8 protein-coding genes are annotated in these 12515 nt (G+C 61.0%); 4 read left to right on the top strand and 4 right to left on the bottom strand.

The genetic code is table 11. From position 1 onward, the window contains the following. Positions 1-95 precede the first annotated feature (95 nt). The 3 genes from glgB to HNQ83_RS30135 form a co-directional block, all read right to left on the bottom strand. Positions 96-2330, bottom strand: coding sequence for a 1,4-alpha-glucan branching protein GlgB (glgB, locus tag HNQ83_RS30145; RefSeq protein ID WP_175392487.1), 2235 nt, complete (start codon positions 2328-2330; stop codon positions 96-98). A 2-nt stretch (positions 2331-2332) separates the two neighbouring features. After that, positions 2333-5674: a maltose alpha-D-glucosyltransferase gene (gene treS / locus HNQ83_RS30140; protein ID WP_175392486.1), complete on the bottom strand. Its 3342-nt coding sequence runs from the start codon at positions 5672-5674 to the stop codon at positions 2333-2335. A 168-nt stretch (positions 5675-5842) separates the two neighbouring features. Then, positions 5843-7837, bottom strand: coding sequence for an alpha-1,4-glucan--maltose-1-phosphate maltosyltransferase (locus HNQ83_RS30135; protein ID WP_175392485.1), 1995 nt, complete (start codon positions 7835-7837; stop codon positions 5843-5845). 205 nt (positions 7838-8042) lie between these two features. Here HNQ83_RS30135 and HNQ83_RS30130 point away from each other — a divergent pair, with 205 nt between their 5' ends. Then, positions 8043-8207 (top strand): hypothetical protein, encoded by a 165-nt coding sequence (locus HNQ83_RS30130; RefSeq protein WP_175392484.1) that lies wholly within the window; start codon positions 8043-8045, stop codon positions 8205-8207. A 145-nt stretch (positions 8208-8352) separates the two neighbouring features. Here the strand turns inward: HNQ83_RS30130 and HNQ83_RS30125 are convergent, their stop codons facing one another. Continuing rightward, positions 8353-8847, bottom strand: a complete 495-nt coding sequence (locus HNQ83_RS30125; protein ID WP_175392483.1) for an MgtC/SapB family protein — start codon at positions 8845-8847, stop codon at positions 8353-8355. Positions 8848-8967: 120 nt separating this feature from the next. On the opposite strand from HNQ83_RS30125, the gene HNQ83_RS30120 reads away from it, so the two are divergent. The 3 genes from HNQ83_RS30120 to mapR all read left to right on the top strand — a co-directional run bounded on the left by HNQ83_RS30120 (position 8968) and on the right by mapR (position 12434). Next, entirely contained in the window at positions 8968-9201 is a 234-nt protein-coding gene (locus tag HNQ83_RS30120) for a DUF3203 family protein (protein WP_175392482.1), read from the top strand. A gap of 205 nt (positions 9202-9406) precedes the next feature. After that, positions 9407-10837, top strand: coding sequence for a cytochrome c oxidase accessory protein CcoG (gene ccoG / locus HNQ83_RS30115; RefSeq protein ID WP_175392481.1), 1431 nt, complete (start codon positions 9407-9409; stop codon positions 10835-10837). 187 nt (positions 10838-11024) lie between these two features. Then, positions 11025-12434 carry a GntR family transcriptional regulator MpaR gene (gene mapR, locus HNQ83_RS30110; protein WP_175392480.1) on the top strand — a complete coding sequence of 470 codons (1410 nt, stop codon included), beginning with the start codon at positions 11025-11027 and terminating at the stop codon, positions 12432-12434. Positions 12435-12515: the final 81 nt, after the last annotated feature.

The following is a 12515-nucleotide window of genomic DNA, read 5'->3' as shown; positions in this document are numbered from 1 at the left end:
GTATGACGCTTTCGCGAGCAGGCTCGCTCCCACAGGAATTACTATGAAACCTGTGGGAGCGAGCCTGCTCGCGAAGGCAGCGACACGGTTTTGGATCAGCCCTCGGGACTGAGCATCAACACCGCCAACGGCGGCAGATTCAGCGCCAGTGACATCGCCTGGCCATGGCTGGGCGTTTCCTCGGCCGACACTGCGCCACTGTTGCCGTAATTGGAACCGGCATAGATCGATGAGTCGCTGTTGAACCGCTCGGTCCACTGCCCGGCGAACGGCACGCCGACACGGTAGGCCTCACGCGGCACCGGGGTGAAGTTGGCCACCACCAGCACCGGCTTTCCGTCCTTGCTCCAGCGCAGCCAGGCATAAACGCTGTTGATCGCATCGTCGCCGATCATCCACTGGAACCCTTGCGGCACGTCGTCCTGTTCGTGCAGCGCCGGCTCTTCGCGGTACAACCGGTTGAGGTCGCCAACCAGTTTTTGCACGCCCTTGTGCTCCGAATATTGCAGCAGGTACCAGTCCAGTTGCTGATCGTGATTCCACTCCCGCCACTGGCCGAATTCGCAGCCCATGAACAACAGTTTTTTGCCCGGATGGGCCCACATGAAGCTCAGATAGGCCCGCAGGTTGGCGAACTTCTGCCAGCGATCGCCCGGCATCTTGTCGATCAGTGAATGCTTGCCGTGCACCACTTCGTCATGGGAAATCGGCAGGATGAAACGTTCGGACCAGGCGTACACCAGGCCGAAACTCAGTTCATTGTGGTGATGTGCGCGGTACACCGGGTCCTGCTGGATGTAATGCAGCGAATCGTGCATCCAGCCCATGTTCCACTTGTAGGCGAAACCCAGGCCGCCCTGTTGCGTACTCTGGCTGACGCCCGGCCATGCCGTGGATTCCTCGGCGATCACCAGCGCTCCCGGCGCTTCCAGTGCCACGACATCATTGAGATGGCGCAGGAAGTCGATGGCTTCGAGGTTCTCCCGACCGCCATGCCGGTTCGGCACCCACTCGCCGGCCTTGCGCGAGTAATCGCGGTACAGCATCGAAGCCACCGCATCGACTCGCAGGCCGTCGACGTGAAAATGCTTGAGCCAGTGCAGTGCCGAGGCCAGCATGTAGCCGTGCACTTCGGTGCGCCCCAGGTTGTAGATCAGCGTGTCCCAGTCCTGGTGAAAGCCTTCCTGCGGGTTGCCGTATTCGTACAGCGCGGTCCCGTCGAACTGGGCCAACCCGTGGACATCGGTCGGAAAATGCGCCGGCACCCAGTCGAGGATCACGCCGATTTCAGCCTGGTGGCAGGCATTGACGAAGGCCGCGAATTCATCCCCGCTGCCATATCGGGCACTGGTGGCGAACTGCGAAAGCAATTGATAACCCCACGAACCACCGAACGGGTGCTCCATGATCGGCATCAATTCGATGTGGGTGAACCCGAGGTCTTTGACATACGGAATCAGGCGCTCGGCCAGTTCGGGCCAGGTGTACTGACGGGCCACTTCGCCCAGATCGTCCAGCTCGCATTGCCAGGATCCGGCATGCAATTCGTAAATCGACAACGGCGCGGTGTGGTGCTGGCGTTCGCCACGGGACTGCATCCAGTCCTGGTCCTGCCAATCGATTTTCAGCGGTGAGGCAACTTTCGAGGCGGTGTCCGGCGGCAGGCTGGTGGCCAGTGCCATGGGGTCGGCCTTCAACGGCAGGATCCCCTGCTTGCCGAGAATCTCGTACTTGTAGGCCTCCCCGGCCTGCAGGCGCGGGATAAACACTTCCCAGACGCCGGTGGGATGGCGCAGGCGCATCGGGTGACGACGCCCGTCCCAGACGTTGAAGTCCCCGACCACCGACACGCGTCGGGCATTCGGCGCCCAAACGGCAAAGCGCACGCCCTCGACCCCGTCCACGGTCTGCAACTGCGCACCGAGGCAACTGCTCAGGTCCCGGTGATTGCCCTCGGCGAACAGGTACAAATCCATATCGCCCAGCAGCGGACCAAAGCTGTAAGGGTCTTCGGCGATCTGTTCGCCACCGGCCCAACGGGTGCGCAACAGGTAGGGTTGCGCCTGGTCGAAGTGCCCGACAAACAGCCCCGGCGTCTCGGTCATTTCAAGGTTGCCCAGTTCCTCCCCGGAGTCCCTGGCCACCACTTGCACGCTCAAGGCGCCCGGCAGGTAAGCCCGAATGTACTGCCCGCCGGCGCCATCGCCGTGGGGGCCGAGAATTGCAAAGGGGTCGTGATGCTCGGCGCGCACCAGGGCATCGATATCCCGCGCCTTGGGCAACAATGCTTCACTGTGATGATGACCCTGTTCCTTGTTCGAGAAACTCATGACTACTCTCCACCAAGATCGGAAAAGGGTTTGAGCCCACTCAATAACCCGTACAAACCATGCAACGGCACGGTGAGCCAGGTGGGGCGATTCTCTGCCTCATAGGCCACTTCATACGCTGCCTTCTCCAGGCCGAACAACGCCAGTGCGGCGTCCTCGCCTCCAGGATCTTGCCATGCATGGCCAAGCGTAGCTGCCGATTGCCGATAAGCGACCACAAATGCATGTTTTGCTTCATTTAAATATCGATCGGCAACGCGCTGGCGCGCGGCTTGCGCGCCTACGGTGTTGTCGACGCTGTGCACATTGATCGTCATCGCCGCCGCGTAGTCGAAGGAACGCAGCACGCCACTGACATCCTTGTACGGGCTGTGCTTGCCCCGTCGTTCATGCAAGGGGCGCGCCGGTTCGCCTTCGAAGTCGATCAGGTAGGCATCGCCCTTGATCACCAGCACCTGCCCCAAGTGCAAATCGCCGTGCACGCGAATCCGCAAGCCACCCGCCGTCTGCTTCGCCAACACCTGCACATGGCTGAGGATGGCTTTTTTGTTGTCCAGTAATTGGCTGACCAGGGTTTTGTCCGACGGATTCAGTTCGTTCTGATGCTGTTTGAGCAACTGCAACGCGTGTTCGATTTGCGCGGTCACGTCCTTGGCTGTCGCCTGGGCGTCCTTTTGCGTGGTGACGTGCGGATCGAAGTCCGGGTTGTCGCTCGGTGCCGCCAGCACTTGATGCATTTCCCCCAGGCGCTGGCCGAGCATGCCGGCGAAATCTTTCAATTCGCCAAGCGCGTTGTAGTGCTGCTCCTGCTCGGACATGGCATCCGCCAACTCGTCGCGCAATGCCCGCTCGAGGTTGTTCTGCGTCCATTCCCAGGCATCGCCCTGATTGCTCAAGTAGCCCTGGGCAATCATCAGCAGATTGTCTTCGCCCTTGGCATCCCGACGCACCACCGAACCGAGCAACGGTGAAATATGGCGGAAACCGGCGCTGGTGAGGTACGCGCTCATCTCCAGTTCCGGATGAACGCCCGACGCGACCTTGCGGATCAACTTCAGCACCAGGCTGTTGCCGATGACCACCGAGCTGTTGGATTGCTCGGCTGACAGATAGCGCACCTCCGACTCAGCACTCAGGCCCAGTTTCGCCAGCTCGGCAGTGGGTTCAAAGCGGATCTCGCCGCCGTCCGACGCCAGCACCCTGCTGTCCTGGATGCCCTGCAACACAAAACGGACGTAACTTTCGAGGCTGAACGCGTCGGTGATCAGACCGACCTGCGGCCCACGGCGTACCCGCGACAGCGCCAGTTGCTGCGGCAGTGCCGTCCCGACCTGATCCTCGGCAATGAAACCGAACGGCAGCTGATAGCGGCTGGTCTGGCCGGCGCTGGTCACTTCGATTTCACTCAACAACACCGGGTGTTGCGCATCGCCGAAGCGCACACCATAGGCCAGGTTGACCTGTTCGATAGCCGCGTCCTTGCCGGCGAACCAGCGGCGGTTCTGCAGCCAGTTCGGCAGGATGTCTTGCTCAAGCGTGCGGCGAGCCGGTGCTTCAAGCAGCTCTTCCATACGTTTTTTCAGCACCAGGGTGGTGAAGTCCGGCAGGCTTTGCGCCGGTTCCACATGCCAGCTCGGCATCTGGTTCTCGGCGGCAAGGCCGAACCAATAGAAACCGTAGGGCGCCAGGGTCAGCAGGAAATTCAACTGGCCGATGGGCGGGAACGCATTACCACCGAGCATCTCCACCGGCACCATGCCGACGTAGGCCGCCAGGTCCAGTTCCACCGCTTGTGCGCTACGTGAAACGTTGGCCACGCACAGAATGATCTCGTGCTTGCCATCGGCGCCGGTGAATTCACGGGTATAGGCCAGCACGCGACGGTTGGTCGGCGACAGCATTTTCAGCGTGCCACGGCCAAACGCCTTGGATTGCTTGCGCACCGCGAGCATGCGCCGGGTCCAGTTGAGCAGCGAATGCGGGTCGCCGGCCTGGGTCTCGACGTTGACCGACAGATAACCGTATTGCGGGTCCATGATCGGCGGCAGCACCAGGCTGGCCGGATCGGCGCGGGAGAAGCCACCGTTGCGGTCGATGGACCACTGCATCGGCGTGCGCACGCCGTCGCGGTCGCCGAGATAGATGTTGTCACCCATGCCGATTTCATCGCCGTAATACAGGGTCGGCGTGCCGGGCATCGACAGCAGCAAACTGTTGAGCAGCTCCACACGGCGGCGGTCCCGTTCCATCAAGGGTGCCAGGCGCCGGCGAATGCCGAGATTGATCCGCGCCCGACGGTCGGCGGCGTAGTAATTCCAGAGGTAGTCACGCTCCCTGTCCGTGACCATTTCCAGGGTCAGTTCATCGTGGTTGCGCAGGAAGATCGCCCATTGGCAATTGGCCGGGATCTCCGGTGTCTGGCGCAGAATATCGGTGATCGGGAAGCGGTCTTCCTGGGCCAGCGCCATGTACATGCGCGGCATCAGCGGAAAGTGGAACGCCATGTGGCATTCGTCGCCGTTGAGGCCTTTTTTGTCGGTATCGCCGAAATACAGCTGCGTGTCTTCAGGCCATTGATTGGCCTCGGCCAGCAACATGCGGTCCGGGTAATTGGCGTCGATCTCGGCGCGGATCTGCTTGAGGACGTCGTGGGTCTCCGGCAGGTTCTCGTTGTTGGTGCCGTCGCGCTCGATCAGGTACGGAATCGCATCCAGGCGCAAACCGTCGATGCCCATGTCGAGCCAGTAACGCATCACCGACAACACGGCTTTCATGACCTGCGGGTTGTCGAAATTCAGGTCCGGCTGGTGGGAGTAGAAGCGGTGCCAGAAGTATTGGCCGGCCACCGGGTCCCAGGTCCAGTTGGACTTTTCGGTGTCGAGAAAAATAATCCGGGTGCCGTCGTACTTTTGATCGTCATCGGACCATACATAGAAGTCCCGCGCCGCCGATCCCTTCTTGGCCTTGCGCGCACGCTGGAACCAGGGGTGCTGGTCGGAGGTGTGGTTGATGACCAGCTCGGTGATCACCCGCAAACCGCGCTTGTGCGCCTCGGCGATGAAACGCCTGGCATCGGCCATGGTGCCGTAGTCGCTGTGCACGCCCCGGTATTCGGCAATGTCGTAGCCGTCGTCGCGGCGTGGCGAGGGGTAGAACGGCAACAGCCAGATGGTGTTGACGCCGAGGTCGGCGATGTAGTCGAGTTTGGCGATCAGGCCGGGAAAATCACCGATACCGTCGTTATTGGAGTCGAAATAGGATTTGACGTGAACTTGATAAATCACCGCGTCCTTGTACCAGAGCGGGTCCTTGATGAACGTGGCTGCCTTGGGTTTCTTCGCCATGTGAAACTCCTGTTGAATTCGAAAATGCCGCAGAGCGAACACCTGCTTCAAACACAGTGAGTTCAATGTGGGAGCGAGCCTGCTCGCGAAGAGGGAGTGTCAGTCGCCGATGATGCAGCCTGTCCCGACGCATTCGCGAGCAGGCTCGCTCCCACAGTTTTTTTGCGTTTACGCGGTAATCCGCCAGATCCCGAACGGCTGGTACGCCGGGTCGATGCGCATGAACTGGTACTTGCCGTGCCAGGTCCAGCGATGACCGTTCATCAAGTCCTCCCCCTGGGTGCTGGCGTCGTCGGGCAGGCCCATTTCCCACAGCGGCAATTCGAAATTCGCTTCCTGCACGTTATGCGGGTCGAGGCTGACTGCCACCAGAATGAAATTGCTGCCGTCGGCGGTACGCTTGCCGAAGTACAGGATGTTGTCATTCCAGGCGTTGTAGATTTTCAGGCCCAGGTGCGTGTGCAGCGCCGGGTTCTGTCGGCGGATGCGGTTGAGCTGGGCGATCTCGGCAATGATGTTGCCCGGCGCGGTGAAGTCCCGTGGACGAATCTCGTACTTCTCGGAATTGAGGTATTCCTCCTTGCCCGGAATCGGTGCCGACTCGCACAGTTCAAAGCCGGAGTACATGCCCCACAAACCGGAGCCCATGGTCGCCAGTGCGGCGCGAATCAGGAAACCGGGGCGACCGGATTCATGCAGGAATGCCGGGTTGATGTCCGGCGTGTTGACGAAGAAATTGGGCCGGTAGCACTCGCGCCACGGCGACTCATTGAGCTCGGTGAAATACGTCGCCAGTTCTTGCTTGGTATTGCGCCAGGTGAAGTAGGTGTAGCTCTGGGAATAACCGACCTTGCCGAGGCGCGCCATCATCGCCGGCGTGGTGAAGGCCTCGGCCAGGAAGATCACGTCGGGGTACAGCGCCCGCACATCGGCAATCAGCCATTGCCAGAACGGCAGCGGCTTGGTGTGGGGATTGTCGACGCGAAACAGCTTCACGCCCTCCAGCACCCAACCCACGACAATATCCCGCAACTCGACCCACAGACTGGGAATCGACTCGACCGCATAGAAGTCGACGTTGACGATGTCCTGGTACTTCTTCGGCGGGTTTTCCGCGTATTTGATCGTGCCGTCCGGACGCCAGTTGAACCAGCCCGGATGCTGCTGCAGCCAGGGGTGGTCCTGTGAGCACTGGATGGCGAAATCGAGGGCGATTTCCAGGCCGTGGTCCGCTGCGGCCGCCACCAGTCGACGGAAATCCTCGCGGGTGCCCAGCTCGGCATGAATCGCCTCGTGCCCGCCTTCGGGGCTGCCAATGGCGTAAGGGCTGCCAGGGTCGTCCGGACCCGCCGTCAGGGAATTGTTCGGGCCTTTGCGATAGCTGCGGCCAATGGGGTGGATCGGCGGGAAGTACAGGACGTCGAAGCCCATGTCGCGAATCATCGGCAACCGCGAATGCACATCGTTGAACGTACCGTGCCGCGCCGGATCGTCGGTGATCGAACGCGGGAACAGCTCATACCAACTGGCGAATTGCGCCAGTTCCCGTTCGACATCCACCGGGTATTCGGGACTCAGGCTCAGATAGGGGCGCAGGTCGGCCTGGGCCATCAGGTCTGCGCTACGTTGGTGCAAAAACAAGGCGACCTGCTCGGTTTCCAGCAAACCGGACAATTCATGGTGCAGCGCGGCGAGCTGTTCGCTCAGGGGTCCTTCCGCCCGCTCGGCGGCTTGCTGAACCTGCAGGCGGCCTTCCTGCAGCTCCAGGCTGACGGGCACGGCGGCCAGATGCTTCTTTTCCAGCTCATAACGGAAGCTGGCGAACGGGTCGATCCAGGCTTCGATACAGAACACATAACGGCCCTGCTCTTCCACGCGGAACGCGCCTTGCCAGCCGTTATTGCCCAGATCGGCCATGACTTCACTGTGCCACTCGTCCTCACCTTCGGAACGCCAACGCACCCGGACCGCGAGTTTGTCGTGGCCGTCGGCAAACACCTTGCTGGTCACCACCACGTCCTGGCCGACGATGGCCTTGACGGCGAACTGCCCGCCTTCGAGGGTCGGCAGGGTGTTTTCAATCACGATGCGCGGCAGCAGCAACGCCTGCGACAGCGGAATGTGCGGGTTGTAGCTCAACTCAGTCGGTTTTTCAGCAGTCATCGAGCATCTCTCCTTTACGCCCCAAGGACGCTCTTGTGTCTGATCGTCATCCACATCGGTCAATCCTCGCCGAATGAACTCACTTAGGTTCCGAGCGACAGGCGCCTGCAAAAGTTCATCGGCAATGGGCTGGAATCAAATCCGCTGTGCAGTGGTCAACCCACTTAAGCACGACTCACGCCATCTGCCACTGGAGGCCTGCACAATGACCAATCCATTCCCGGCCGAAACACCCGATCCGAACATCGACGACCCGGTGATCCCGCCGACCGACCCACAACCGGCGCCCGAGCAGGAGCCGCCTGGCAGCACACCGCCGCCCCGGGAAGAACCGCCAAGCACTATGCCACCGGTGATCGTCAATCCCTGACACTGAAGCGGAACACATATCTGTGGTGAGGGGATTTATCCCCGTTCGGCTGCGAAGCAGTCGTAAATCCGACCAACTCAGTTTGTTTGAACTGACGCAGGGGGCTGCTTCGCAGCCAACGGGGATAAATCCCCTCGCCACAGGATCACCGGTCCTTTTCGAGCCGATTCACAATCATTGGCATCACCCCGAGTATCACCAACGCCAAAAACGTGCTGAACACCGCTGTCGCCTCCCTCCCCAGCCCGGCCGAGACGCCGATGGCGGCGGTCATCCACAGACCGGCGGCGGTGGTCAGGCCTTTGACGTGACCTTCATCGCCGTCCTGGTTCTTCAGAATGGTCCCGGCGCCGAGAAAACCGATCCCGGCGATCACGCCCTGCACCACCCGACTCATGGCATCGGCCTGCGCCCCGGACATCTGCGGCACCAGCACGAACAGCGCCGCGCCAAGCGCCACCAGCATATGGGTGCGCACGCCCGCGGCCTTGCCCTTGTGCTCGCGTTCAAAACCGAGAATCCCGCCCAGCACCGCCGCCATCAGCAGGCGCACGGTGATGCGGGTCAGTTGTGAGGCGTCGCCGATGTCGGCGAACTCGGCCTGCAGGGTCACCCAGACTTCATGCCACCAGGCGTTCATGGTGCTGTCCTTGTGAAGGGCTATGGAGGATGGACCGCGCCGACCATTAATCGGTTGCACAGAACAATGACGGGCGGCGACGCCCTAACGTTTAACCCGTCAGAAAAAAGGGATCACGTCATGTCCGTACGCATCGATAACCAGACTTGCTTCTTTACCACCCAAAATGGCGAGGAAATTCGCCTGTGCCCCGATGTGACCATCATCACTGACGCCGACAAAGCCATGTCCGCGGTTGACCTCGATGGTCGACGCATTTACATCACCGAAGCAGAAGCCGATGCATTGACCGTAGCAGGCGCGGTGGACGGTCGCCGGCACTTGAAGGCCACCGACAGTGATTCGGTGATTTGACTGATCCGCATCAATACCCCTCGCGAGGGCCTGATATAGGCGTGTGCGTCCCGCTGCATCAGGTGCTTCAACTTGTCGCACTTTGTCGCACTCCGGGCTTTCGCGCTCATCTGATCCGGTTTTTAAAGCAATACCTGAGTCTGTTATGCAAACAGATACCCGCTCATAGTGCTCCTGCCTGATGGAGGCTGATGAGCGAAAGACCATGAGCGAGCTAATCCCCGTCCGAACCGTAGAAAGCGCCACCCCGGTCAAGATTCACGAACCTTCGCGCCCGAAGATGAAGGTCAAGACCAGCGACAACCTGATCCACACCCGCAGCTTTACCGGCCTGTTCCGTAACCTGCGAATCAGCGGCGCGGGCTTCCTGTTCCTGCTGTTCTTCGGCACCGTATGGTTGAACTGGGGCGGCCGCCAGGCGGTGCTCTGGGACCTTTCCGAAAGCAAATTCCACATCTTTGGCGCGACGTTCTGGCCGCAGGATTTCATCCTGCTCTCGGCGCTGTTGATCATCGCCGCGTTCGGGCTGTTTGCGATCACCGTATTCGCCGGCCGGGTCTGGTGCGGCTATACCTGCCCACAGAGTTCCTGGACCTGGATCTTCATGTGGTGCGAGAAAATCACCGAAGGCGAACGCAACCAGCGCATCAAACTGCAAGCCGCGCCCTGGGGCCTGAACAAATTGATGCGGCGCTCGGCCAAGCATACGTTGTGGCTGGCCATCAGCCTGCTGACCGGCCTGACCTTCGTCGGGTACTTCACGCCGATCCGGCCCCTGGCCGAAGAACTGCTGACCTTTCAAATGAGCGGCGTCAGCCTGTTCTGGGTGCTGTTTTTCACCGGTGCCACCTACATCAATGCCGGCTGGCTGCGTGAAGCGGTGTGCATGCACATGTGCCCCTATGCACGGTTCCAGAGCGTGATGTTCGACAAGGACACCCTGACCATTTCCTACGATGTCGCCCGCGGCGAAAACCGTGGCCCACGCAAACGCGAGGTCAAACCGGCCGAGGTCGGGTTGGGTGACTGCATCGACTGCCAGCTTTGCGTCCAGGTCTGCCCTACCGGCATCGACATCCGAGACGGCTTGCAGATGGAATGCATCGGCTGCGCGGCGTGCATCGACGCCTGTGATTCGATCATGGACAAGATGGGCTACGAACGCGGGCTGATCAGCTATACCTCCGAACGCCAGTTGCAGGGCGGCAAGACGCACTTGCTGCGACCACGGCTGATCGGCTACACCGCCGTGCTGCTGGTGATGATCGCCGCGTTGGTGGTCGCGCTGATGGAGCGGCCGATGGTGTCGCTGGACGTGAGCAAGGACCGGGGGCTGTTCCGTGAAAACAGCCAGGGGCAGATCGAAAACATCTACAGCCTGAAAGTCATCAACAAGACCCAGCAACGCCAGGACTACCGCCTGACCCTGGTGGACGGCGATGGTTTCCAGCTGCAGGGCAAGACCGATTTGAGCCTGGCCCCCGGCGAGATTGTCGATGTGCCGGTCTCGGTGGCGATGACCACGGAACGGGCAAGCAGCAGTTCGCAGAGCATCAGCTTCAAGATCGTCGACAGCGACGAGCCGGGCATCTACAGCGTGGCCAAGAGCCGGTTTGTTGCGCCGTTGAATCGTTAAGCCATTAAGATGCATGCGATCCTTGGGACCAGGGGCTTACCTGTGGCGAGGGGATTTATCCCCGTCCGGCTGCGGAGCAGCCGAAAAATCTGTGTCACGGTTCGCCTGGAGAAACACTGGGTCTGCTTCGCAGCCCAACGGGGATAAATCCCCTCGCCACATTGACTATCACCAATCCGGGCACTCGATGAAACGCTACGAAAAATTCGCCGACGACATCGCTGAACTGATCCGCTCCGGCGTCCTTGGTCCCGGCCAGCGCGTGCCGTCGGTGCGCTATGCGAGCCAGACCTACGGGGTCAGCCCGTCCACGGTGTTCCAGGCCTATTACCTGCTCGAACGCCGCGGCCTGATCCGCGCGCGACCACGCTCCGGTTATTTCGTCAATGCCCATGCGCCACGGCCGTTTTCCGAGCCGGTGATCAGCACCCAGGTCAATGAATCCACCGAAGTCGACGTCAGCGAGCTGGTGTTCTCGGTCCTCGACTCGATCAAGGATCCGAACACCGTACCGTTCGGCTCGGCCTTCCCCAGCCCGACCCTGTTCCCACTGCAACGGCTCTCGCGTTCGCTGGCCAGCGCCAGCCGCGAGATGGACCCGCGCATGGTGGTCACCGACATGTCACCGGGCAACCCGCAATTGCGTCGGCAGATCGCCCTGCGTTACATGGTTGCCGGGCTGATGCTGCCGATGGAGGAGCTGCTGATCACCAACGGCGCCCTCGAAGCGCTGAACCTGTGCCTGCAAGCGGTCACCCAACCCGGCGACCTGGTGGCCATCGAAGCCCCGGCGTTCTATGCCTGCCTGCAGATACTCGAGCGGCTGAAACTCAAAGCCGTGGAAATTCCGGTGCATCCACGTGACGGCATCGACCTCGGCGTCCTCGCGCAGACCCTGGAGCGGCACCCGATCAAAGCCTGCTGGTGCATGACCAGTTTCCAGAACCCCATGGGCGCGACCATGCCCGAGGCCAAGAAGCAGGAACTCGTGGAATTGCTGCGCACGCATCAAGTGCCGCTGATCGAGGACGATGTCTACGCCGAGTTGTATTACGGCCAGCAAGCGCCGAAACCGGCCAAGGCGTTCGATACCGAAGGGCTGGTAATGCACTGCGGCTCCTTCGCCAAAAGCCTGGCTCCGGGTTACCGGGTTGGCTGGGTCGCCGCCGGGCGCTATGCGCAGAAAATCGAACGCCTGAAGCTCATGACGTCGCTCTGCGCGTCCATGCCGGCCCAGGCCGCCATCGCCGACTACCTGCAACACGGCGGCTATGATCGGCACCTGCGCAAACTGCGATACGCGCTGGAAGAGCAGCAAAGCGCCATGCTGTCAGCCATCGCCCGCTATTTCCCGGCGCAGACCCGGGTCAGCCAACCGGCCGGCGGCTACTTTCTGTGGCTGGAACTGCCGCCGCAGATGGATTCCTTGAAGTTGTTTCAGATGGCGCTGGCGCAAGGGATCAGCATTGCGCCAGGGCCGATTTTTTCGCCGGCCCAGCGCTTCAGGAATTGTATTCGGTTGAATTACGGGAGTCCGTGGACGGAAGACTCGGAAAAGGCGATGGAGACGTTGGGGCGGATTGTGCGGTCGTTCTGATGATTTAATGGTGTCCGGAATACCGCCATCGCGAGCAGGCTCGCTCCCACAGGGGTACGCGATCAACTGTGGGAGCGAGCC

Source organism: Pseudomonas sp. C2B4, assembly GCF_013359695.1.
Lineage (GTDB): Bacteria > Pseudomonadota > Gammaproteobacteria > Pseudomonadales > Pseudomonadaceae > Aquipseudomonas.
This window is presented reverse-complemented; position numbering and strand designations above follow the sequence as displayed.

What these genes read in the sequence shown, in the direction of transcription:
- glgB (WP_175392487.1), bottom strand. Translation starts at nt 2,330, where the DNA reads ATGAGTTTCTCGAACAAGGAACAGGGTCATCATCACAGTGAAGCATTG.
- treS (WP_175392486.1), bottom strand. Translation starts at nt 5,674, where the DNA reads ATGGCGAAGAAACCCAAGGCAGCCACGTTCATCAAGGACCCGCTCTGG.
- HNQ83_RS30135 (WP_175392485.1), bottom strand. Translation starts at nt 7,837, where the DNA reads ATGACTGCTGAAAAACCGACTGAGTTGAGCTACAACCCGCACATTCCG.
- HNQ83_RS30130 (WP_175392484.1), top strand. Translation starts at nt 8,043, where the DNA reads ATGACCAATCCATTCCCGGCCGAAACACCCGATCCGAACATCGACGAC.
- HNQ83_RS30125 (WP_175392483.1), bottom strand. Translation starts at nt 8,847, where the DNA reads ATGAACGCCTGGTGGCATGAAGTCTGGGTGACCCTGCAGGCCGAGTTC.
- HNQ83_RS30120 (WP_175392482.1), top strand. Translation starts at nt 8,968, where the DNA reads ATGTCCGTACGCATCGATAACCAGACTTGCTTCTTTACCACCCAAAAT.
- ccoG (WP_175392481.1), top strand. Translation starts at nt 9,407, where the DNA reads ATGAGCGAGCTAATCCCCGTCCGAACCGTAGAAAGCGCCACCCCGGTC.
- mapR (WP_175392480.1), top strand. Translation starts at nt 11,025, where the DNA reads ATGAAACGCTACGAAAAATTCGCCGACGACATCGCTGAACTGATCCGC.